Annotated in this window: 19 protein-coding genes; 14 read left to right on the forward strand and 5 right to left on the reverse strand. The window is 49.5% G+C overall.

Annotated elements, in window-relative coordinates; all coding sequences use genetic code 11:
- The first annotated feature begins 9 nt into the window (after nucleotides 1-9).
- The 4 genes from JYB63_RS12185 to JYB63_RS12200 all read left to right on the forward strand — a co-directional run bounded on the left by JYB63_RS12185 (nucleotide 10) and on the right by JYB63_RS12200 (nucleotide 6,968).
- The gene (locus JYB63_RS12185) at nucleotides 10-2,370 is read left to right on the forward strand and encodes an AAA family ATPase (RefSeq protein WP_205658119.1); all 2,361 of its coding nucleotides are present in this window, start codon (nucleotides 10-12) and stop codon (nucleotides 2,368-2,370) included.
- Nucleotides 2,371-2,382: 12 nt separating this feature from the next.
- Entirely contained in the window at nucleotides 2,383-5,688 is a 3,306-nt protein-coding gene (locus tag JYB63_RS12190) for a type I restriction endonuclease subunit R (protein WP_205658120.1), read from the forward strand.
- Nucleotide 5,689: 1 nt separating this feature from the next.
- Complete coding sequence (locus tag JYB63_RS12195; RefSeq protein WP_205658121.1) at nucleotides 5,690-6,385, forward strand: M48 family metallopeptidase; 696 nt, start codon at nucleotides 5,690-5,692, stop codon at nucleotides 6,383-6,385.
- 208 nt (nucleotides 6,386-6,593) lie between these two features.
- Nucleotides 6,594-6,968 (forward strand): hypothetical protein, encoded by a 375-nt coding sequence (locus tag JYB63_RS12200; RefSeq protein WP_205658122.1) that lies wholly within the window; start codon nucleotides 6,594-6,596, stop codon nucleotides 6,966-6,968.
- Between the two features lie 57 nt (nucleotides 6,969-7,025).
- On the opposite strand, the gene JYB63_RS12205 is transcribed toward JYB63_RS12200, so the two are convergent.
- From JYB63_RS12205 to JYB63_RS12215, 3 genes are read right to left on the reverse strand one after another with little or no spacing between them, the layout of a single operon-like run.
- Entirely contained in the window at nucleotides 7,026-9,017 is a 1,992-nt protein-coding gene (locus tag JYB63_RS12205; protein ID WP_205658123.1) for an oxidoreductase, read from the reverse strand.
- Between the two features lie 22 nt (nucleotides 9,018-9,039).
- Nucleotides 9,040-11,076: an oxidoreductase gene (locus tag JYB63_RS12210; protein WP_205658124.1), complete on the reverse strand. Its 2,037-nt coding sequence runs from the start codon at nucleotides 11,074-11,076 to the stop codon at nucleotides 9,040-9,042.
- Nucleotides 11,077-11,090: 14 nt separating this feature from the next.
- On the reverse strand, nucleotides 11,091-12,662 hold the full coding sequence (locus JYB63_RS12215) for a trimethylamine methyltransferase family protein (RefSeq protein ID WP_243431954.1): 1,572 nt from the start codon (nucleotides 12,660-12,662) through the stop codon (nucleotides 11,091-11,093).
- Between the two features lie 432 nt (nucleotides 12,663-13,094).
- On the opposite strand from JYB63_RS12215, the gene JYB63_RS12220 reads away from it, so the two are divergent.
- From JYB63_RS12220 to JYB63_RS12235, 4 genes are all read left to right on the forward strand, one after another.
- Complete coding sequence (locus JYB63_RS12220) at nucleotides 13,095-13,724, forward strand: TetR/AcrR family transcriptional regulator (protein ID WP_205658125.1); 630 nt, start codon at nucleotides 13,095-13,097, stop codon at nucleotides 13,722-13,724.
- Between the two features lie 349 nt (nucleotides 13,725-14,073).
- Complete coding sequence (locus JYB63_RS12225; protein ID WP_205658126.1) at nucleotides 14,074-14,649, forward strand: YdeI/OmpD-associated family protein; 576 nt, start codon at nucleotides 14,074-14,076, stop codon at nucleotides 14,647-14,649.
- 225 nt (nucleotides 14,650-14,874) lie between these two features.
- Complete coding sequence (locus tag JYB63_RS12230) at nucleotides 14,875-15,399, forward strand: P-loop NTPase family protein (protein ID WP_205658127.1); 525 nt, start codon at nucleotides 14,875-14,877, stop codon at nucleotides 15,397-15,399.
- Between the two features lie 79 nt (nucleotides 15,400-15,478).
- Nucleotides 15,479-15,802 (forward strand): hypothetical protein, encoded by a 324-nt coding sequence (locus tag JYB63_RS12235; RefSeq protein ID WP_205658128.1) that lies wholly within the window; start codon nucleotides 15,479-15,481, stop codon nucleotides 15,800-15,802.
- A 109-nt stretch (nucleotides 15,803-15,911) separates the two neighbouring features.
- Here the strand turns inward: JYB63_RS12235 and JYB63_RS12240 are convergent, their stop codons facing one another.
- Complete coding sequence (locus JYB63_RS12240) at nucleotides 15,912-17,309, reverse strand: SMP-30/gluconolactonase/LRE family protein (protein WP_205658129.1); 1,398 nt, start codon at nucleotides 17,307-17,309, stop codon at nucleotides 15,912-15,914.
- A gap of 153 nt (nucleotides 17,310-17,462) precedes the next feature.
- Nucleotides 17,463-18,185 carry an SDR family oxidoreductase gene (locus JYB63_RS12245; protein WP_205658130.1) on the reverse strand — a complete coding sequence of 241 codons (723 nt, stop codon included), beginning with the start codon at nucleotides 18,183-18,185 and terminating at the stop codon, nucleotides 17,463-17,465.
- Nucleotides 18,186-18,284: 99 nt separating this feature from the next.
- Between JYB63_RS12245 and JYB63_RS12250 the strand changes: the two genes are divergently transcribed.
- From JYB63_RS12250 to JYB63_RS12275, 6 genes are all read left to right on the forward strand, one after another.
- Nucleotides 18,285-19,196, forward strand: a complete 912-nt coding sequence (locus tag JYB63_RS12250) for a LysR family transcriptional regulator (protein ID WP_205658131.1) — start codon at nucleotides 18,285-18,287, stop codon at nucleotides 19,194-19,196.
- Between the two features lie 383 nt (nucleotides 19,197-19,579).
- Nucleotides 19,580-19,786: a cold-shock protein gene (locus JYB63_RS12255; protein WP_205658132.1), complete on the forward strand. Its 207-nt coding sequence runs from the start codon at nucleotides 19,580-19,582 to the stop codon at nucleotides 19,784-19,786.
- 339 nt (nucleotides 19,787-20,125) lie between these two features.
- A complete protein-coding gene (locus tag JYB63_RS12260) occupies nucleotides 20,126-20,758 on the forward strand; it encodes a chloramphenicol acetyltransferase (protein WP_205658133.1) in 633 nt (210 codons plus the stop codon).
- A 234-nt stretch (nucleotides 20,759-20,992) separates the two neighbouring features.
- Nucleotides 20,993-21,346, forward strand: coding sequence for a hypothetical protein (locus tag JYB63_RS12265; protein ID WP_205658134.1), 354 nt, complete (start codon nucleotides 20,993-20,995; stop codon nucleotides 21,344-21,346).
- Between the two features lie 85 nt (nucleotides 21,347-21,431).
- A complete protein-coding gene (locus JYB63_RS12270) occupies nucleotides 21,432-21,785 on the forward strand; it encodes a hypothetical protein (protein ID WP_205658135.1) in 354 nt (117 codons plus the stop codon).
- Between the two features lie 139 nt (nucleotides 21,786-21,924).
- Nucleotides 21,925-22,287 carry a cupin domain-containing protein gene (locus tag JYB63_RS12275; RefSeq protein WP_205658136.1) on the forward strand — a complete coding sequence of 121 codons (363 nt, stop codon included), beginning with the start codon at nucleotides 21,925-21,927 and terminating at the stop codon, nucleotides 22,285-22,287.
- Nucleotides 22,288-22,301: the final 14 nt, after the last annotated feature.

Below are 22,301 nucleotides of genomic sequence, written 5' to 3' on the forward strand. Positions count from 1 at the left end.
GGAATCACCATGTTAAAACGGATTTCGACAATTAAAAATGTAGGTTCTTTTAAGGACTGTAATGCCAGACCGTCGGCGTTTGACAAGATAACCCTTGTTTATGGCCGAAACACCTATGGCAAGAGTACCCTGGGTGATATCTTCGCTTCGCTGAAAACGAATGAACCGCAGAATCTGGTTGCCAGAAAAAGTATCCCGGTGGATCAGACGCCGCAAAATATCGAAATGAGCTTTGCAACGGATACCGAAAACGAAAACCAGGGTAAGGCAGTTTTCCGTAATGGCAGCTGGGCTCAGGGCTTACGTGAGTCACATCGGTTGGCCGTTTACGACGATGGCTTTTATCATTCCCATGTGTTTACTGCGCGAAGTCTGACACGGGGTAATAAAGAGAACTTTAGTGATTTTGTTTTGGGTGAGCAGGGGGTTGAAATAGCACGCCTTATTGAGATTAAAAGCCAGGAAAGGCGTGCCAAAAACAGCCGCAAAAAAGTTTTAGAACGTGATGTGTTTAATGGAATAGAAAGCATTGAGGCTTTCTTACAGCGGGCAGTCACACAAGATATTGAAGCATCGCAAGCCGCACTGGAAAAATCTCGGCTGGATTATGCAGAACTGCTTAAACAGAAAAGACGGACGTCAGAGATAAAGGCTCGGTCAAATTTGACGCTCATGGTATTAGACAAGTCACTGATCGACAGTGCAGAGACTATTAATTCCGTATTGGCCGCTAAGTTAGAAAACCGGCATGAAGCGGCTAAGGCAGAACTGAACAACCATATTAAACGCTGCTTTACCAAAGTGGATGGTGCTGAACAGTGGATACAACAAGGTTTAGGTTATGTTGGCGGCGATAATTGTGGCTTTTGTGGTCAGTCCATCACGCCGGAAGTCAATGAGCTGCTGGATATTTACCGTCAGTGTTTTGATGACCAGTATGCAAGGCACGAAGGGTTTGTCTCCAGCAGTTTGCAACGAAGCCGGCCGCAATTAACACTCAATCTAATACCGGAGCTGGTGTCTCATATTCAGCAGACCGACCTTATTATTCAAGCCTATCCGGAGCTATCTGAAGAGCCTGATGCAAAAACGGTGATGGATGCGATTAAAGCTGGTCATCAGGAAATTTACAGGCTGTTGGAACGGCTACAAGTAGCTGGTGATACCTCCATCGAGAGATTTAATGAGGTTATCCCACTAAAACTGGCTGGGCCGGATAAAGAAGTCGCTCCTGTGGTGCTTGATGATCTTAGAGCAGTGTTCGATACGCTGGCACGGCGAATTAGTGCCCTGAATCTTGAAATAGCTGTTTTTAAGCAGCATATCGAAACATTTAAAGCGAGGCTGGAAGATAATCAGATTGAGCAGCAACTCACCGTTCTCAAAGATAAAGGTGTTGCTTTAGGGCAAGACGTGCAGCGCTTTGAAAAGAATGATGCCTGTATGGAGTATCAACAACTGATTACCGATATAGATTCTTTAAGGCAAGAAATCCCCCGGTTAAGAACTGAACTGGCTAATGAACAAGCGTTGTTTCTAGCCCGGTGTTTTGCGAATATTAATCGCTATTTCAAGGCTTTGGGAAGCCGGGATTTTTCTCTTGAGCATGGCATTAATAATCAAGGCAATAAATCCGTTAATTACTTTAAAGTCAGATTCCGTGAGCAACCCATTGCTGAAGCGGATCTGGATAAAGTTTTCAGTGAATCCGATCGCCGCTCGCTCGGGCTGGCGATATTCCTGTCATCGATTGATTCAATGACACCTGATGAATTAGCCAAAACTGTGGTTGTACTGGATGATCCTGTGACTTCTTTTGATGATCATCGGGTCGGTCAAACCCATAGTAAGCTGGTGGAGCTGGCAGATCGCTGTGAGCAGGTCATCTTGTTAAGTCATTTTAAGGAAGGGATTGCCAATTTTCTTAAGGTACACGGCTTTTCCCGAAGTGATGTCAGGGTGATTGAAATCGTCAGGGATACGCAGGGCTCAACATTACAGGTTGCCGATCCAGATGCCTTTATTAAATCAGCACATCAGTTGAATACTGATGAGCTGATTGATTTCGTTGAATGCCGGACAAATAAGCTAAATTGTAAGCCCCGGGTTTACCTGGAAGAGGTGATTCAGATTCGGTTTATGAAGCAGATCAGGGAACATGCTGTCACCAGCAATACGCTAAGTGAGCGTATTGCTGGGCTAAAAGAGCATAATATCTTGTCTGCTGAGGTTGTCGCTCAACTTGACCGGTGGCGAGTTGAGCTCAATCCTGAGCATCACGTCTGGGTAGGGGATGATGTTGAAAATCAGCGCAATACCGTGGCAGAGTTTTTAGATTTTGTTTTTCACCAGTTAGTACCGGCGGGATAAAGGGACGTAATAATGTCTGAGTACCAGTTTGTAGAAAGGCCATTGCTCAAACAATTGGAAAGTATGGACTGGCAGGTGATTGAACAGGGTTCAGGTATTCCCCAGAATCCTGTATTTAGTCTACGCACCAGTTTTCGTGAGGTGCTGCTTAAAAGCGAATTTGTTAAGGCGATTAAAGCGATTAATCTGCTGGAAAATGGTCAGCCCTGGCTGACAGATAATCAGTTAGAAGGCCTGTTCGAAGATTTTTCATACTTTGATACCGCTGATCTGTTAAAGGCCAACGAAACCTTTCTGACACGACTGTATAAATGGCAAGTTGATGTTAATGAGGCTACAGGCGAGCAAGAGCCCGTGGTGAAAATTATCGACTTTGATAATTGGCAGGCAAACAGTTTTATCGCGATCAACCAATTCCGTATTGATACGCCGGGTGGTGTTAAAGATTTTATTATTCCGGATATAGCACTGTTCGTGAATGGCCTGCCACTAGTGGTGATTGAGTGTAAAGATGTAAATAGTTATACCTCTGATGCTATGAGCGAAGGGATTAATCAGCTGCGACGCTACGCGGACTTACGCGAAGATACCCTCGAAGCGGGGCTTAGAGAAGGTGAACAGCGATTGTTCTGGACTAACCAGCTTATGATCTCCACTTATGGAGATGACAGTAAGTTTGGCAGCATCACTTCGAGCGAAGATTATTTCTTTCACTGGAAAACCATTCATCCAGCAACAACACCTTATATGGATAGCTATATTAAGGTGCACCGGAAGCAGGAGCAGCTGGTGCAAGGTATGCTGCATCCTCAACGACTGTTGGATATTACCCGAAGCTATACATTGTTTATGGATGCTGGGGCACAGCGCATCAAGGTAATTTGCCGTTATCAGCAATATCGAGCAGTGCAGAAGATACTCGCACGTATGCTAGGTGGTGAAAGTGGTGCGGATCGCTCAGGAGTGATCTGGCATACGCAGGGCAGTGGTAAATCTCTGAGCATGGTTTTTTTAGTGCGATGTATGCGTCGGGATCCGAAGCTTAAGGATTATAAAGTCCTGATGGTGAATGATCGTAAGGATCTGGACAAGCAACTGGGTGAAACTGCAACGCTTACGGGTGAGAAGGTATATAGCATTAACAGTGTTGCCGAGGTTAAAGAGAAGTTAGCCGATAATTCTTCGACATTGAATATGGTCATGCTCCATAAGTTTCAGGAAGAGAATGATATCCATACACCTGAGTATGTTGCTAAAGCTATTGAGTCAGCAGATAACTCTGGTTTGAAAGTGGCAGAGCCTCAAGCGGATTACGCCATTTTTGAGTCTTTTGGTGAGGTTAATACCTCCGATAAAGTTTTGATACTTATCGATGAGGCGCATCGTACTCAGCGCAGTGGAAAGAGCCGTGCCAGTTTATCTGACAACTTGTTCGATGCTTTTCCAAAAGCAACACGTCTTGCGTTTACCGGTACCCCTTTGATTGCAGATCATCATACCGATCCGACCTGGAAGCGCTTCGGCAATGACCCTGATAATCCCTATATTGATACGTATAAATTGCAGGATGCGGTTGACGATGGAGCAACACTGCAGATTTTGTACGAAGGTAAAACAGCGGAAACTGCGATTTATGATAAACATGGTTTTGATACAAAGTTTGAAGACTTGTTTAAAGACCGAAGCGAAGTAGAGCTGGCGGCGATACGACGAAAATATGGCGCAACAGGAGATGTGCTTGAAGCAGAAGATCGCATTAAGGCTATTGCTGATGATCTGGTTAAACATTATATCCGTAATGTATTGCCTAGTGGATTTAAAGCCCAGGTAGTTTGTTCATCCAAACAAGCAGCTATTCATTACCAGACATACATACGTGAAGCACTGGCTGTATGGCAGGTGGAAGAGAAAAGTAAGCCAGAAAAACAGCAGGATAAAGCTCTACTTGAACAGGTTCGTTTTTTGAAGGCTGCTGTTATTATTTCGTCCGATAATGCCAATGACAAAGCTGTCTTTGTGGCTGCGCAAAAAGAAGCCAAGAGGCTTAATGCAATTGATAACTTCAAGCAGAAGTTTGATGTTGAAAAACCTGAGACCGGAGTGGCCTTCCTGATTGTTTGCGATATGCTGCTGACAGGTTTTGATGCACCGATTGAACAGGTGATGTATATCGATAAGGTGCTTAAGGAGCATAATCTGCTGCAAACTATTGCCCGGGTAAATCGCACCTATTCAAATAAAACCGTCGGTTATGTCGTGGACTATATAGGCCTGACGGAAAATCTGAAAGCAGCTTTATCTCTCTATTCTGGTAAAGATCAGCAAGATATTCTCAAGAGTTTCAAAAATATTGAATCAGAGATACCGGTACTGGAAAGTCGCTACCGGAGACTTATTCAGTTATTTGAAGATAAAGGTATCGACAGTATCGAAGCGTTGGTAAAGCAGAGACTGGATACTAGCGCTCAGCGCTATGAAGTGACGGAAGCGGCTGTAAGGGTATTGGAAGATGTTAAAACCCGCGACAGTTTTAATGTGTATCTGAAGAAATTTATGCAGAGCATGGATGTTATTCTGCCAAATCGGTTAGCTGACCCGCTGAAGCTCCCGATGTATCACTTTTCTCACTTGCAGGCTAAAGCGCGGGAGCGCTATAAAGATGACTCGATCAACATCAGTGGTGCAGGTGAGAAAGTCCGTAAGCTGGTTAACGGTCACTTGATTAGCTTGGGAATCAACCCGAAGATTGCCCCGGTTGAACTCTTTTCTCCTGCTTTTGTACAGCAGGTCCGCAAACATCAGGATGCCAGAGCAGCAGCCAGTGAAATGGAACATGCCATTCGAAAGCACTGCAAAATTAATGAGGGTGAGGACCCCGTTATGTATAGGCGCTTCAGTGAAAAACTGGAAGCTGTGCTGAAGAAGTATCATGAGAGCTGGGATCAGGTGGTATTAGCACTTGAAGAGCTGCGAGAAGAAATTAACAGAGGACGTGTCGGTAAGGGAAGTAACGGTCCTTTCTATGATCTTATTGTCGACATCGCTTTTAACGAAGTAGCTTCGCCGGAAAAGCAACAAGCTGTTAAAAAACTGATCGATACCATCATTATTGTTTTAGGTGATGAGATTCGCACACTAAATTTTTGGCAGCGTCCTGCTGAAGTAGCTGCACTGGAGGGCAAGTTAGAAGAGATCTTCATTCTCAGTGGTATTGATGAGTTTATGAATTGTCAGGAGCAGTTGGTTTCTGAGGTGGTCGCACTCGCCAAGCGCCGCGAGCAATCTCTTCTGGAAGTTACATCCGAGGTAGAAGCTTAGTATGACTGTTCAGCAATGTAGTTATAGAGATATAGATTATTTCCTCAAGAAGAGCGATAGAAGGACGACCAGTATCTATATCGAACGTGACGGCAGAGTGTCAGTGCTTGCACCTGAGCCATTTGATCGAGCACGTATAGAAGCGTTGATTGAGAAGAAGCGTAGTTGGATTTATCGTAGCCTTGCGGAATGGGAAGATCTGAATCGAACACGGGTTCAGCGTGAGTACGTTAACGGTGAGAGCTTTCTGTATCTGGGGAGAAACTACCGGTTACAGATAGTATCCGGTCAGAACGTTCCTTTGTTACTTAAGAACGGGCAGTTTCTACTTGAACAGTCAGCTGTTGATAATGCTCCTGGTTTGTTCAGAGACTTTTATAAACTGAAGTTAATAAAGCGTATTGCTGAAAAGTTACCAGAGCACGTGGCGAGGATTGGCCTTGAACCTAAACAGTATAAGGTTCAGGAGTTAAAGAATCGTTGGGGCTCTTGTAGTGCTTCTGGGGTAATTAACGTTCACTGGAAGTGTGCGATGTTGCCGTTATCGGTACTGGATTATGTTCTGGTACATGAATTGGCTCACTTGGAGGACTCCACGCATAGTCCTGCCTTTTGGCGGTTGGTTGAGCGGGTATTACCTGATTACGAAGAACAGAAAAATTGGTTAAGGATTAATGGTGCGGGAATGACATTGTGAGTGGCTTTTAATCGAGATAGTGTGAAAAGTAATTATTAACGCCCCTGTAATTACATACGTCAGCTCGGGTCTCTGACTGGGTTCGATAATTTCTTTTATTAACACGTTCTAGTTTTACCTCCAGTTCTTAAGGCTTCTAAATGCTTCTCCCTTCTACTATCTCCAGTGGAATAACACTGAACAACTTTCTGCCTGGATGCCTTACAGTATGATAAACCGTATTCGTCTGTGGCTGGTTGAACTGTTTCTTACGGTGAACAGTGGTCAGGCCGATCCGGTGAAAGTAGCTGCTCTTGTTGGGCTTCTCAGCACTGCAGGATTGTTTGTGGTGATGTTTGTGTACACGGTGTTCACTCAGAGTGATCTTACTTTTCACGTGTATGTTTCGCCGTTGCCGTTATACATGGGCTGTAAGCAGGTTTTTGATCTGATGCTGGGTAAGTCCGGTTGGCGTAACAGTGCTGAGTGGCTGTTAAAGCCGGAGCAGAAAGCTTCCGATTCTGGTTCGGCTAAGCCTGATTTTCGTTTGTTAGCTTTGGCGTTGGTGTATATCTGGGGCGGGTTTTATTTGCTCAGTGTTTAAAGAGCCTTCTGAGTAACCATAGGGTCAGGTCTTGTTTTTTGCCTTTGGGTAATAGGCCTACAGTTGCAGGCCGAGCTTTCGTCCTTCGTGGAATGCATAGGGGGCTTGTCGGGAAGCAACGCAGTCTCCGATGCTGTGCAGTTCAACATCTGAGTTGTGCCCGGCCAGTTCCTGAGTCAGCCAGTCATCTGCCATGTTGGCGGTTGCCAGTACCAGTGAGTCTGCAGGAATGAATGTTTCCTCTGAATCTAAAAAGCTGATGATCCGCGCGCCGCTGGCGGTCCATTCCTGAATGCCGGATTCGACGATAAATTTTACGCCTGCCCGCTTTAATGCTTTGCGCAGGGGGTAGTCTGCGGCAGTGCGTGACAGTTCCTTTCCGACCATCGCGTCCGGGGTGATTACCGTTACCTGATAGCCCTGTTCGGTGAGGTGCAGGGCGGTGCCGCAGCCCCGCCAGTTGCCGCCTTCATCCAGCAGCAGGATTTGCTGGCCTAAGCGGGCCCGGCGTGACATGACGTCTTCGACAGACCAGACATTCCCCCGATGAACGCCGGGCAAGGTGGTCAGGTGGGGCAGTGCTTTTTGATAACCGGTACCGGCAGGTTGTGATCCTGTTGCCAGTACGACGGCGTCGGCGGAGAATTCCGAGATTTCATCACTGCCCATCGGGCTGTTATAGCGAACGTCTACGCCGAGTTTGTCTAACTGGGTGGCGTACCATTCCATCAGCTGCAAGATTTGCCCGCGTCTTGGCTGCATGCCTGCTAAGCGAAATTGTCCGCCCAGTTCACCGCTGGCTTCACATAAGGTGACACGGTGGCCCCGTTCAGCGGCAACCCGTGCACATTCCAGCCCGGCGGGCCCGCCACCAACAACCAGCACCCGGCGCGATACCGGTGCCAGGCTGAAGCGGTCGCCGCCCCATTCGAATTCCCGGCCTGCAGAGGGGTTGATCAGGCAGGATATCCAGTAGTCCCGTGAGCGGCGGCCCCAGCACATTTGATTGCAGGACAAACAGCTACGGATATCTTCAACCCGGTTTTCCCGTGCTTTGTTCACCAGGTGCGGGTCGGCAATTTGTCCGCGCACAATGGATACCATGTCTGCCTGCCCGGAAGCGATAACATTGTTGGCATTTTCAGGGGTGCGTATATGGCTTTCTGCCTGTATCCGGGCAAAGCTGACGGCTGAGTTTAAGACAGTGGCCAGATCCGCCCCCATGTTCTCCGGGTAAAAAACCGTTGGCATGAGCTTGTAGAAGTCCAGATAGCTGCCGGTGCCGCAGGTAACGTAGTCAATCAGTTCATCCCGGTCGTGACGGGCAATGATCTCAGCCAGCGATTCCCGGCTTAAGGCAACGTCATAATCGGGTTCATCATTCACCGCCAGGCCAATGATGAAGTCGTCCCCGCAGGCTTCACGGATGCCTGTACATATTTGCCGTGACAGCCGCGTCCGGTTCTCCAGGCTGCCGCCCCAGCGGTCATTCCGTTTATTCGACCAGGGTGTCCAGAACTGATCGAGCAGAGCATGGTATGCGGCCCAGATTTCAACCCCGTCAAACCCGGCTAACTGGCAGCGTCTGGCTGCCTGAATGAAGGCTTCAATAATGGTTTCAATCTCTGCCTCTGTCATTGCGTGGCTGCCGTCAGAGTCATGGTAGGAGGGCATACCGGAAGGGGACCAGTTGGGTGCAAAGGAGTTATCCGCATCACCGTGCTGGCCCACATGATACAGCTGCTGAATCATGACCGCGCCCTGTTCCTGACACGCCCCGGTGAGTTGCCGGAACGGTTCAATGACAGAGTCACATCCGGGTTTAAAATTCCCCCTTGTTAACACTGCGGTGGGATGAACGGGTATCGGTTCAACCACGATCATTGCGGCCCCGCCGATGGCACGCTCCAGATAGTATCCCCGGTGACGCGCGCCGGGCAGCCCCTGTTCAGCCATATTGGCGGTATGTGCGCCAAAAGTAATTCGGTTGCGCAGGGTCTTATGGCGCAGCGTGAGCGGTTTAAAAATATGTTTCAGCTGTGTGTTCATACAGAAACCTGTCCCCGGAGTTTTAAATATCTTTCACAAGCCGCAGGGCGTCATAAATGGCTGCGTGGGTATTCCGTGAATGCACGGCGTCGCCAATGCGAAACAGCTGGAACTGCCCCTGTGGATTATCGGCAAAGGTTTGTGGTTTACCTGCCAGCAGTGCTTCCTGATCCATTGCGCCTGAATTTGATGATATGTCTTTCAGTTCAAAATACAGGTCATCCAGCGGTAATGTACCGTGGTTGACCACTATCTGATCATAGCTTTGCCGGTAGGTGTGGTCACTGTAGTCCGTACCGATTGTTGCTTTAATCTCTGTGCCGTCGCGTTCGGCGCTGAGCAATCTGTAGGTGACAGTGAATTTTGCCCGCTTAGCTTGTAGCTCCCGCATATAAGGCACCAGATTCATTGCCATGACTTCAGGGGCAAAGCTTCGGTCCGGGGTCATGATTTCGGTTGTGGCACCGCTGGCGGCAATCACTTCGGCGGCTTGCAGGCCAGCGTGATCGCCTGCGTCGTCATAAATCAGAACGTTGTTGCCGGGTTTCACATCGCCGCTAATGATGTCCCAGCTGGAGACCATCAGTTCGTTACCCTGTTCCAGTACTTCTGTGTCGGGGAAGCCGCCGGTGGCGATGATGACTACGTCGGGCTGTAAGGCTTCAATATCGGACCTTTCGGCAAAGGTGTTGAAACGGAATTCAACCTGTCTTCTTTCACACTGCTCCATACGCCAGTCGATGATGGAGATCATTTCGTGACGCCGCTTGTTTTGTGCGCACAGGCGAATCTGGCCGCCGGGCAGTGGGGCGGCTTCAAAAACCGTGACTTTGTGGCCCCGCTCAGCGGCAACCCGGGCGGCTTCCAACCCGCCGGGACCTGCACCGACGATGACTATTTTTTTAACCACATCCGCAGGTTCAATGTCCTGGGGCATTGTCAGTTCCCGGCCCGTTGCGGCGTTATGAATACAGAGTGCATCGCCACCCTGGTAGATTCTGTCCAGGCAGTAGGTTGCGCCTACACAGGGGCGAATATCTGTTTCCTGACCGGCCATAATCTTACGGACGATGTGCGGGTCCGCCATATGTGCCCGGGTCATGCCGATCATGTCGACCAACCCGGCAGATACCGCATGGCGGGCGGTGGCTACATCCGGTATGCGTGCGGCATGGAATACTGGTAAATCGGTTGCCTGACGGACTTCACCCGCAAAATCCAGATGGGGCGCCCCCGGCATGCCCTGTACCGGAATGACATCTGTTAAGCCTGCATCGGTATCGATATGACCACGTATTACATTGAGGAAATCAACCATGCCGGAGTCTTGTAAATACTTCGATATTTCAATGCCTTCCCGGGCGTTAATGCCGCCTTTCAGTTGTTCATCAGCGGTGTAGCGAACGCCCAAAATAAACTCGTTGCCTACCCGCTGGCGAATGGCGCTCAGGACTTCTATGGTAAAGCGCAGGCGGTTTTCAAGTGTTCCGCCATACGGCCCTTCGAGAGTATTGGTTAAGGGGGACCAAAACTGATCCATCAGATGGCCATAGGCCTGCAGTTCTATGCCGTCCAGCCCGGCTGCCTGCATACGCTCGGCGGCATCCGCGTAGTCTTTGACAATGCGGTCAATGTCCCAGGTTTCCAGTTGTTTAGGGAATGCCCGGTGGGAGGCTTCCCGGCGGTGGGAAGGTGATACCACCGGCAACCAGTCTCCTTTATTCCAGCCGGTGCGCCGGCCTAAATGGGTAAGCTGAATCATGACTGCGCAGTCATGTTCATGGCAGGCGTCGGCGACGTTTTTCAGCCAGGGGACGACTTCATCTTTGTACGCCAGAATGTTGTTGAAAACCGGCGGGCTGTCTTTGGAGACGGCAGCTGAGCCTGCTGTCATCGTTAAGGCAACCCCTGATTTTGCCCGGACTTCGTGATACTTACGATAACGGTCCTTTGGCATTCCGTCTTCGGGGTAGGCCGGTTCATGACTGGTCATCATAATGCGGTTTTTCAGCGTAAGGTGCTTTAGCTGGTAGGGCTGGAGTAACGGATCGTTTGACATATAAACCTCTTAATTTAAAACCAGCTGTCTGGCATGGATGCTTTGCGTTCAGCCATGAAATCCAGCAATGCCTGATTGATGGTTTCATCTAATGGCGGCGCCTGGTATTCAGCCAGGGTTTGTTTCCATTGGCGGTTGGCGCGGGACAGCGCATCTTCAGCACCGTTTTCATGCCATGTTTCGTAAGGCGCGTCGTCGTTCAGGCTGCTGTCCCAGTAGGCGGTTTCGTAGTGGGACATTGTGTGGGGCGTACCAAATAAATGTTCACCCGGGCCGCCGACACGGAGCGATTCAACGCCAAGGCTGTCTTCATCGACGGTGAGGCCGTTCAGGTAAGCATGCAGTGCGCCACAGAGGTCGGTATCCATGACAAATTTTTCATAGGACATCGACAGCAGACCGTCCAAGAATCCTGCGGAATGCAGAATGAAGTTCGCGCCGCTCTGGACGGCTGAGAGCATAGACATCACCCCCTGACCGGTTGCCTGCGCATCGGCAACTTTTGAAGTTGAGAAGTTACCGGCGCAACGTAAAGGGAGTTTAAAGCGCCGGGACATCTGGCCCATTACCAGGCTGCCCAGTGCAGGTTCCGGCGTACCGAAGGTGGGGCTGCCACTGCGCATCGACATGGAGGTAATGAATGATCCCATCACGGTGGGGGTGCCAGGACGAACCAGCTGAGTCAAAGCACAGCCAACCAGTGTTTCTGCCAGGTTCTGAGCGATAGCGCCCGGAATCGTAACCGGACAGACGGCCCCGCCCATCAGAAACGGCAGGTGGATTGATGCCTGCCCGGCTTCTGCATAGGTACGGATGCCCATCGTTGAGACGCCATCCCAAACCAGAGGGGAGGTCGAGTTGAAATTCCCCATGATGACGCAGTGATTGTTCACAAATTCTTCGCCAAAGAGTATCCGGCACATCTGGATACTGTCTGCGGCTCTTTCCGGGGCGGTAATTGAACCCAGGAAGGGACGGTCGGAATAGCGTATGTGGGCATAGACCATGTCCAGATGACGTTTGTTAACCGGTAAATCAGTCGGCTCACAGATGGTTCCGCCGGAGTGGTGTAACCATGGGCTTGATTGCGCCAGTTTGATGAAGTTTTCGAAGTCGCTGATGGTGCCGTAGCGCCGGCCTTTATCCATATCCATCACAAAAGGCGAGCCATAAGATGGGGCAAATACAGTTGTATCCCCGCCGATCACGACAGAGTTGGCTGGGTTTCGTGCGTGTTGGGTAAATGTTTCGGGTGCGGTGGAAACGAGTTTTTGAATCAGACCCGGTTCGAATTTAATGTTCCAGGTTTCGCCGGCCAGCTTGGTAACGTGGCCGCCAGCTTCACGAAACAGTTCGACGGTTACCGGGTCGTCTCTGAATTCAATGCCGATCTCAGAAAGGATCTGATCGGTTGCCGCCTCAATTTTATCCAGGTTTGCTTCGGTGAGTAATTCGTACGGCCTTATATTCCGTTGGATATAAGGCACTTCCAGATGTTGATTGGGAACTCTGGCTTTACGCCGGGAGTCGCGTTTTACACGCCGCCTGGTGTGTTTGACGGTGTCTGAATCTGTAAGCATGGTCATAAGTATTTAGCCCTGATAATTCGAACATATAATGACCAAACATTAACTTGTTCGACACATGTGTCAATTAAGACTACATAAGTGTTGATATAGATTGCACCTATGTATTTCGATGCGTGGTTAATGGGCAAGTCTGAAGCCGGTATGTCGCAAATGAGTAGTTTTTAACGCCTGCCTTTGTAAAAGCAGACGGTAAGCGGGAGGAAATCCTGAAAAGATACTGAGCGTGGGCAGGCTGAAGAGGGTTGTTGCGTGCACTGACGGCGTGTTATGAAGATGGCTGTTGCATGCATTGCGGTGGGCGTACTATCGTCTGACAATAAAAAATCAGTCTGATGTCCGGTTAACAATTCAGTAGTCAGTACTTCTATGAGGTACAATCTGCGCCGGTGATTTTTCCCGACTCTTAAATTTTTATGGATTAAGTAACTGATGAGCAAGGCTGAAGTTTCTAAACACACAAACCCGCGCGGTTCGGAAGAACTATGGTTAGATGCTGCTTACCAGATGCTGATTAAATCGGGAGTGGAGTCGGTCAAGGTCATGCCTTTGGCAAAACAGCTGAACATGTCACGCACCAGTTTCTACTGGTATTTTGAAGACCGTGATGCGCTGCTCAACGCATTGATTCAGCGTTGGCAGGATAAGAATACTGCAAATATGCTCAGGCAAACCCGCCAGTATGCAGAAACAATCGGCGAAGCGGTATTTAACCTGTTTGATTGTTGGTTTGATGTTGAATTGTTCGACTCCCATATGGATTTTGCGATCCGGAACTGGGCGCAGCAGTCTCAGGCACTGAAGAAGATTCTGGAAGAAACCGATCAGGACCGGATTAATGCGATCCGGGACATGTTTTTACGCTTCAACTTCAGCCCTGAACAGGCTGACGTGCGTGCGCACACGGTGTATTTCACTCAGGTGGGTTACATATCCATGATGATCGATGACACCATTGAAGAACGCTTGCTCCGTACACCGGGATATGTGGAAAACTTTACAGGTATCGCCCCGTCGGAAAACGAAATAAAACGCTTTATGGCCCGCCATCAGCAAAGCTGAAAGTGCCTTATTCGGCGGGGTTATTTTCGTTCTTTCTGTGTAAGCATTGGCCTGATCAGGTCTGAATATCGCAGCCCTGTTTTACCTGGCAGGGCCATATTCTGATAATAAGCAGACCTTTGGGGTTGATGTTTTCTGGACACCTGAGAAGGTCGGGTTACGGTTGCAGACGGGCGGTAATTACCATGCAAAGAATGCTGGTGGCCTGAAGCTCGGCACACATGTAGGAACAAGCACTTAATGAAAATAGCTTGGTTGTTTGTTTTTTTAAAATTGTAAAAATCAGAAAAAAGATCCCGTTCAAATACGTGTTGTATCTGAACTGTTTCACCTAAGAGAACCCAACCCAATGCCCCAGGCCAACCCATCAAACACTTTAACCTTCGAATCGGCGGAGCTCCTTGGTCTCTGGCTCAAAGCCAACCACGCCACTGAAACAGAGCTCTGGGTGAAGATCTTCAAGAAGCAGTCAGGCATTGCCAGTGTCACCTGGGATGATGTGGTGGTTGAGGCGCTTTGCTGGGGCTGGATTGATGGAGTTAAGAAGTCCATTGACGATCAGGCCTATGTGCAACGTATTACGCCCCGCAAGCCGCGCAGCAGTTGGTCGAAAAGGAACCGGGCGCATGTGGAGCGGCTGATCAGCGAAGGGCGGATGACGGCGCCCGGGATGGTACAGGTGCGTGCAGCGCAGGCGGACGGCCGGTGGGAGAATGCTTACACGGCAAGTGAGATGGAGGTGCCAGCGGATTTTATCGAAGCGCTGGCCAGCCAGCCGGAGGCGAAAGCCTTTTACAAAACCCTCACGAAGTCGGCCCGGTATGTGATTGCCCACGGTTTAATCAGTGCTAAGAAACCTGAAACCCGGCAGCGGCGGTTTACCAAGTTTATGGATGCACTTGGCCGTGGGAAGAAACCAGCGTAATTGTTGGCGATTGTTTGACCTGTTTTAAGTCGGGCGGTTGACATGGAATTTCACGTGCATCAGGATAACTGCATGACTACATATCTCACGCAACAGGCAGTTCGAATTATCATCATTCCATAGGAATGGTGGGTTTCGTGATGCGTGAACATTTATCAGACCCGCCCCAGAGGCGGGTTTTCTGTTTTTGCCTCCGGGGAATTTATCCGGCAAGGAGGAGCAAACATGAAGAAGGTGGCTGTATTTGGTAAGCCCGCCAATGGTAAATCCACATTAAGTAAACAGCTGGCGGCGGCTACCGGCATTTCGCTGTATCCGGTTGATTCACTGTTGTATCAGCCCAACGGACAAGAGGTTGATCGGCAGGCTTACGAGGCGGTTCACGATAAGATTCTTGCTTCAGATGAATGGATAATTGAAGGCTTTGGCCCGCTGAGTTCGCAGGCGTCTTTTAACCGCCGCTTAGAAGAAGCGGATACCCTAGTGTATATCGAGTTGCCGTATTGGGTTACCTATTGGCTGGTGACCAAGCGGCTGCTGAAAGGCGTTTTCAGAAAGCCGGAGGGCTGGCCTGAAGGCAGTTCGGTTTTAAAAGGCTCGTTGCAAAGTTATAAGGTGCTAAAGCTTTGCCCGAAGTTCTGGAACGATGATTTTCTGCAGAGAGTAGAGAAGCTTTCGACGAATAAGTCGTTGCATGTGATCCGCTCAGTGTCTGAACTAAACAGCTTTGTTGAGCAGCATGTGAAATAACTCGCTGTCAGGCAGCGGGTCAACATACCGATTTTGTTGTTGTATGCTCCGTTGATCAGATTTTGAATTAAGGCCGTTTATGGATACCCAAAGAACAAATTACATCGCAGCACTGGAATTGCGTTTAATGCGGTTTTATATGGCCGTCAGGGATACCGGCGTGGCGGATGAGGTGGAGAACGCTGGTATTAAGGCATTCATGGAAGCCGGTGTCATCACGGAAGTGGTTACGACGAAGGATCTTGAAGACATTATTGAGCGTCAGCATATGTCGGCATTCGGGATGACGCTGGATGAGCGTTATCAGAAACGCATGGCTGAGGCTCAGGAAAAGGGCGATTTTGAGTTCTTCGATAAACCGGCCTGGGAACGGCAGGGTAAACGAGTGAGTTTGTCTGACTAGTGCGTCTGTTTAGGGGGATCTCCCTCACGCTTATAAAAACAGCAGGCACCTAATGCCTGCTGTTTTTTTGCCTCACGCTAACCGCTAAGGGGTAGTTTTCCTCAGGTTTTTATTCCCCGTAAAGCTTAATCTCACTGGTTTCAACGAATGAACGGTCTGGCGGTGTGCCGAAGTTTTCTGCCAGTTGCAGCCGCACGTAGCGGGCATGCACCGGTTTTGGCAGTTCAAATTCGAACCAGCCTTCCCGTTGTTCCATGGTGGCGTCTACCACCTGTTGCCAAGTGTAGTCTTCCAGTGAGGCAGTTTTGTCACCAATCCGCTGCAGATCCGCATCGTCTGAAAGGTAGATGTTAACGGTTTTCGCCAGTTCATCCAGCGGGCTGATTGTGGCACCCACGTTATGGAAAATGCGGATGCGTTTTACTGCCTGAGTTTCGCCGAAGAAGCTCAGTACCGCATCTGCTGGGCCAGTTGTCGGAGCACCCCAGCTGCCGCTGTTGCGGGCGGTGTCATCATCGTTGATGTTGGCTGCCCAATAGAGTGGGGTGTCCAGTGTATGGCTGGCCCATTCCAGACGGGTGTAATAGCTGCCGTCACGGCGTACGCCCAGATCCGTTGTCATGTGTCTGCGGCTGTAAACCCGTACTTCTTTTTGCAGTGCCATGGGTACCAGCAGTAATCCCTGATCTTCCAGATAAGCGATGTCGCCGGAGCTGCGGTCGGTGTCGATGATTTTCCGCAGGCCTGTTTTGGTGGAGTAGTTCAGCACCGCACCGTCGACCCAGTCTGATAAGAAGTATTCACCGTCGCCGTGAGGCACCAGACCGTCCAGATTCCCCAGGGTTTCGGTGCTTACTTTGGCAATGGCTTTGTTTTGCAGGGATACGCTTAGCAGGTTGCCGTGTGGCGCTTCCAGTGGTTTACCGTCGTTAAATTTTCCCCAGCCGGCTACGAGCAGTTTGTTACCCTGTACCAGCAGGCCGTTTGGGTTTTCCAGTTTGGGGCTTTGCAGCCATAACTGTAACTGGTTGCTGGTATTCAGGCGGTATATAGCGCTGGTGAACATGTCTGAGACATATACATTGCCATCGCTGTCGGCGGTCACATCATTAAGGAATTTGGCATTTTCCGCCGGGTAACGCTGGCTGATTTTGCCTTCAGAAATGTCAATTTCGACCAGCTCGGTGACGTCGCTGACGTAAAGTTTGTCGCCCACAATGTGCATGCCTTTGGGCTCATTCAGGCCGGTGATCCAGTTTTTATCGATCACGGCACCATTGGTGCTTAGCATGCTGATGGAAGCTTCGCCGGGTTGTGCACCCAGTGCCTGATTAGACACAAACAGCACATCACGGGGCTGGTTATAGATGACAGATTCAGGGTTAGGCAGGTCGCTGATTTTCCATGCCAGCTGCCAGGTTTCAGCCTGAGCCGTGGCGGCTGAGGTGGTCATCAGGGTGGTCAGTAGCAGTGGGGCGGTTTTGTTTTTGATGAATTGCTTAATCATGGTGTAACTCCGGAAAGGGTATCCATACCCGCGTTGTTGTTTATTGTTACTTCAGCCCGGTGGGCTGGTTCCTGGTATATCGGTTGTTGTCCGGCAGGGGGCTGTATCCGTTCCGGCAGAATGGATACAGCGTTATCTGTTAACAGGGAATGATTACGGCTGCTGGCGGGTGGCAGTGATCACCACGTCGCGGATGTTCACGCCCTGTGGCTGGGCATACATGAAGGCTGCGGTACGGGCGATGTCGTCTGCTACCAGTACGCCGCCCATGGCCTGTTTCCAGTCTTCATAGCCGTCGATGATTTCCTGTGAAGTGGTGTGGCCCAGCAGTTCAGTTTCTACGGCGCCAGGGCAAATGCTCATGATGCGCACGTTGCTGTCGGCCACTTCTTCACGGATGTTTTCGCTCATGGCAGATACCGCAAACTTGGTGCCCACGTAAGCCGCATGGTTCGGGAAGGATTTCTTACCGGCAATGGAGCTGACGTTAATGATGGTGCCGCCGTTACGGGCTTTCATATCGCCCAGTACGGCCTGCATGCTGTTGAGCAGAGCCAGCACGTTGATGTCGTACATACGCTGCCATTCCTGCGGGTCCTGGGTGTCGATCTGGCCCAGCAGCATTAAGCCAGCGTTGTTCACCAGACAGTCCACCGGGCCGTAAATGGCTTCGGCATCTTTTACCGCTGCACGAAAGGCTGCTGCGTCGGTCATGTCTACCTGGCGGCACAGGGCGTCAGGCAATTCCAGTGCTTTCAGTTTGTCGATGCGGCGGGCAACCAGCAGCAGTGGATGGCCGGCAGCGGAGAAGTGTTTTGCCATTGCAGCGCCAATGCCTGAGCTTGCGCCTGTGATAACTACCAGTGACTGAGTCATGTGCGTGTCCTTTGTGTAAGTGTCGTTGGATGTTGCACATGGTAGGGATTGGCATTAGTGTGATAAATATCACTAATCTGAAAACATTGTTTGGTTTATATGAACAATATTTCCTGGCGGGGTATACGCGCGTTTTTATATGTGGCGGAACATGGCGGCTTTACCGCGGCGGCTGAGGTGTCCGGGTTCTCGAAGGCAAACCTGAGCCAACTGGTGACCGAGCTGGAAGCGGCGTTGAGTGTGCAGTTGCTGTACCGCACCACCCGCCAATTACGGCTCACGGAGATCGGCCAGGGGTATTACGAGCGCTGCAAAATTGCCATGCAGCAGCTGGATTCTGCTGCGGAGTGGGCCAGCCAGTCGACTGATGAGCTGAAGGGTGAAATCCGTATGAACGCCGTTGGCGGGCCGGTAGGGGAAGAGGTACTGGCACCTCTGATCATTGAGTTTCAGCGCCAGCATCCGGGTATTCGGGTGGATCTGGATTTTTCCAGTATCCATGTGGATCTGATAGCCAGCCATTACGATTTGGTGATGCGTATGGGGGAGCTGCCGGATTCCACCCTGATAGCCCGTCGGCTGCATTCCGTGACAACCCGTTATGTGGCCAGCCCTGAATTTATTGCGGCAAACCATGACATAGCCGAACCGGATGATTTGAAAAGCCTGCCGCTGATCCGTGGCAGTGTGGATACCTGGACGTTAAGCAAAGGCAAAACCCGCAAGACGGTGCATGTGGCCGAGGGCATTAAAGTCACCAGTGGCCGGGTGATGCGGCAGGCCGCGCTGGCCGGCTTAGGGGTTACCCGCCTGGCGGACGTGTATGTTCAGGCAGACTTACGGCAGGGCAGGTTAACGGAAGTTTTACCGGATTGGTCGGAAGAGACGCAACTGACGCTGGTGTGTCCGCCGTTAAGGCACCAGTTACACCGGGTGAGGGTGCTGATGGAATGGCTGAAGGCGCATTTTGCTGAACGCTATCAGCAGGCGTTGGCTGAGGGGCCGGGCTAGCATCTCAAAAGCACGTAAAAAACACATTAAATACAGCCGGTTGGAGGTGTTCAGTGTGGCTTTGTCCTGAGTGGAATACGTTGCGTTTGATGTGTATTTTTGCCGGAGATAGGCGGCTGGCCGGGGGGATTGGCTGGCTGATTATATAGGTGATTGTTTGTACTTAAAATTTTCTTAAGTTTTACCCAAGAATTACTGGACAATACGCATGGATCTCTATACAGTCTGCGGCAGCTAGAAAGAAGTCTTTTATTTACAAATCTACATTTCACAGTTTTATTCGTAAGCCTGGTCCTGCAGTTTTTAAGTTTCAGTCTATTTTTTATGCGATTATCGCCTGTTAATGTGGGCACAAATTAAATTTAAAATTCAGGATATTTATTATGTCTAAAACTACCGGTACGGTTAAGTGGTTCAACGAAACTAAAGGTTTTGGTTTCATCGAGCAGGAATCTGGTCCAGACGTTTTCGCACACTTCTCTGCAATCCAGGGTACAGGTTTCAAAACTCTGGCTGAAGGCCAGCAGGTTGAATTCACTGTTACTGCAGGCCAGAAAGGCCCACAAGCTGAGAACATCGTTGTTATCTAATAACTGATACTCGCTTGAACAGAGAAAGCAGATCTTAGGATCTGCTTTTTTTTCGCCTGTTGTTTGGGCAGGCTTCATCATTACGCGTTTTTACTGCGTTTTTATAGCAGTTGTTTCGATGGTTTTCGTGCTGATCTGCCATGGCCCGTACCCATTGAGACGAGCGGATAATATTGTGTAATCATGAGCAACTTATTGATTAAAAAGGGCTGAGGCAATTCATGTTGCTTATCACACAAGCTTACCAAACAAGCTGAGCGCATGAGCAGGCAAGCCAGTGGTCTGAAATACCAGAATGTAGTTAAGTTGAAAAAAGTTTCTACGCCTTAAGGTGGGCCAATGTATAAAGAACTGGATATCAGTAACTGGAACCGCAAGGAACACTTTGAGTTTTTCAAAGAGTTTGAAGAACCTTTTTATGGTGTCACGGTTAAAATTGATTGCACCGATGCTTATCTCTACTGCAAGCAGCACAATATTTCATTTTTCCTCTTTTACCTCCATCGGTCACTATGTGCTGCAAATGCCATAGAGCCTTTCAGATATCGTATGAAAGACGACAGGGTTCTTGTTTTTGATCAGATCAATTGCGCGGCAACCATCCTTCGCCCGGACGAAACATTCGGGTTTTCGTACATGGATTACCACGAAGATTTCAGCGAATTTGAGAAAACGGCGACGTTAGAAATTGAAAAGGTCAAAAACAGTACCGGCCTAGTGCCCGCATCATCGGGTGCAAATGTCATCCATTACTCGTCGTTACCATGGCTCAATTTTACTGGGCTGTCACACGCCAGGAGTTTCAGTTTTCCTGACAGCTGTCCCAAAATTTCATTTGGGAAGTTGCATGAAGAGAATGGCCGAAAACTGATGCCGGTTTCGATTCATGTCCATCATGCACTCATGGACGGATATCATGTGGGGCAATTTACAGATACATTCCAAAGCATGATGAATGACTGCGCTGGGTAAGTAGAAATTCCCCCGATGAACCAAACACTTTCCTGTTCATCGGGCCACTCTGTCAACTGCTGATCAGCAGTCATTTTTGCCCTAAAGAAACTTGAGTGACCGCCTCTGAAAGCCGCAGGGGAACTATGCTTATAGCGCTTTGTTCCCTTGCCGGCCCTGAACGTTTACAGATCTGTACTGTCTAGAAAATCATGTGCTACACGCTCGGAACACATTTTTTTGTGGAGGTGATTTATGCGTTACAGTTTTCTGATTCTGGCTCTCGTTGCCGGTATTGCCAATGCGGGTGCAGACTACACAGTGAAGAAAGGGATCAACTGGAAAGGGGTGAAAATTGGTTCATCTTCACCGTCCGGTGCTGATCATATTTGTCGTAATTATGAGTGTTATCCGCTGTTTAAGAACATTCCTGTGTCCCGCCAGCTGAAGGAACGTTATCAGCTGACTTCACTGAAGTTCAGTTCTTTACAAAAGGTCGCGACGTCTACTGATGGTGACCGGATTACCCTGCCGGAAGATCTGGCGGATGTGTTGTTCAAGCGCAGTAAGGAACGGGTGCAGCGGGCGAAATTTGCGGACTCTAACTGAGGTCTTCCGCAGAGGCTGTACTGAACCGTATGTTGCCAACTTGCGTATACAGGTTTCAGTCAGATAATGACGTGGAGGAATAGTTATGCGTTACTGTCTTTTAATGTTGGTTCTGGTTGCTGGTCTGGTGCACGCGAGTGATGATTACTCGGTGAAAAAAGGTGTTGCCTGGAAGGGAGTGAAAATTGGGTCCCAAGCACTTTCCGGATCGGACTATATTTGCCGGGAGAGTGAATGCTATCCGCTGGTGCTGATCAGTCTGACGGCGAAGGAAATGAAACAGTACCAGGTTAAATCGGTACGTTATAAAGACCTGCAGCCAATCGCGCTGAGTGAAACTGACAATCGGTTAGCCTTACCCCATGAACTTGCCGAAGAGCTGTTCAGAAGGGCACGGGACAATGCTCTGCGGGAAATCTATTATGAAACCAGTTTATAAAGGTTCTTGTCTTTAAGGCGCCGGCGTTATGTCGGCGTTTTTTTTTATAGGTGGATGTAACCGCTGCCGCAAACAAGCAAATACCCCTGTGGCCATAGTGTTACCTTGCAGGCAACATTAATCGACAGGAATTTGTTTTATGACCATTACTTACCGTGCCGCAGAGATTGCAGCAGAAGATCTGAATGAAGCCCCGCTGGCACAACCAACCGCTGAACCACTTTCCGGTGAGATCACGACCCGCAGCCAGGTATTTTTCCATACTGAAGAGCAGAACATTAAATCCGGTACCTGGGAGTGTGAGCCGGGCGAGTCCCGTTGGGAATTCATGACCCGCGGTGAAGTGATTTATGTTCTGTCCGGACGGATGACAGTTGTTGAAGATGGTGGTGAGCCAGTAGAGCTGACTGCCGGTTCAAGTGCCGTTTTCCCGGTGGGCTGGTGTGGCAACTGGACCGTTCATGAAACCCTGCGCAAGGTATACGTGATCTACGGCGCATAAGAGTATGCTGAGCA

The organism is Aliamphritea spongicola (assembly GCF_017051665.1).
In the GTDB taxonomy this organism is placed as follows: domain Bacteria; phylum Pseudomonadota; class Gammaproteobacteria; order Pseudomonadales; family Balneatricaceae; genus Amphritea; species Amphritea spongicola.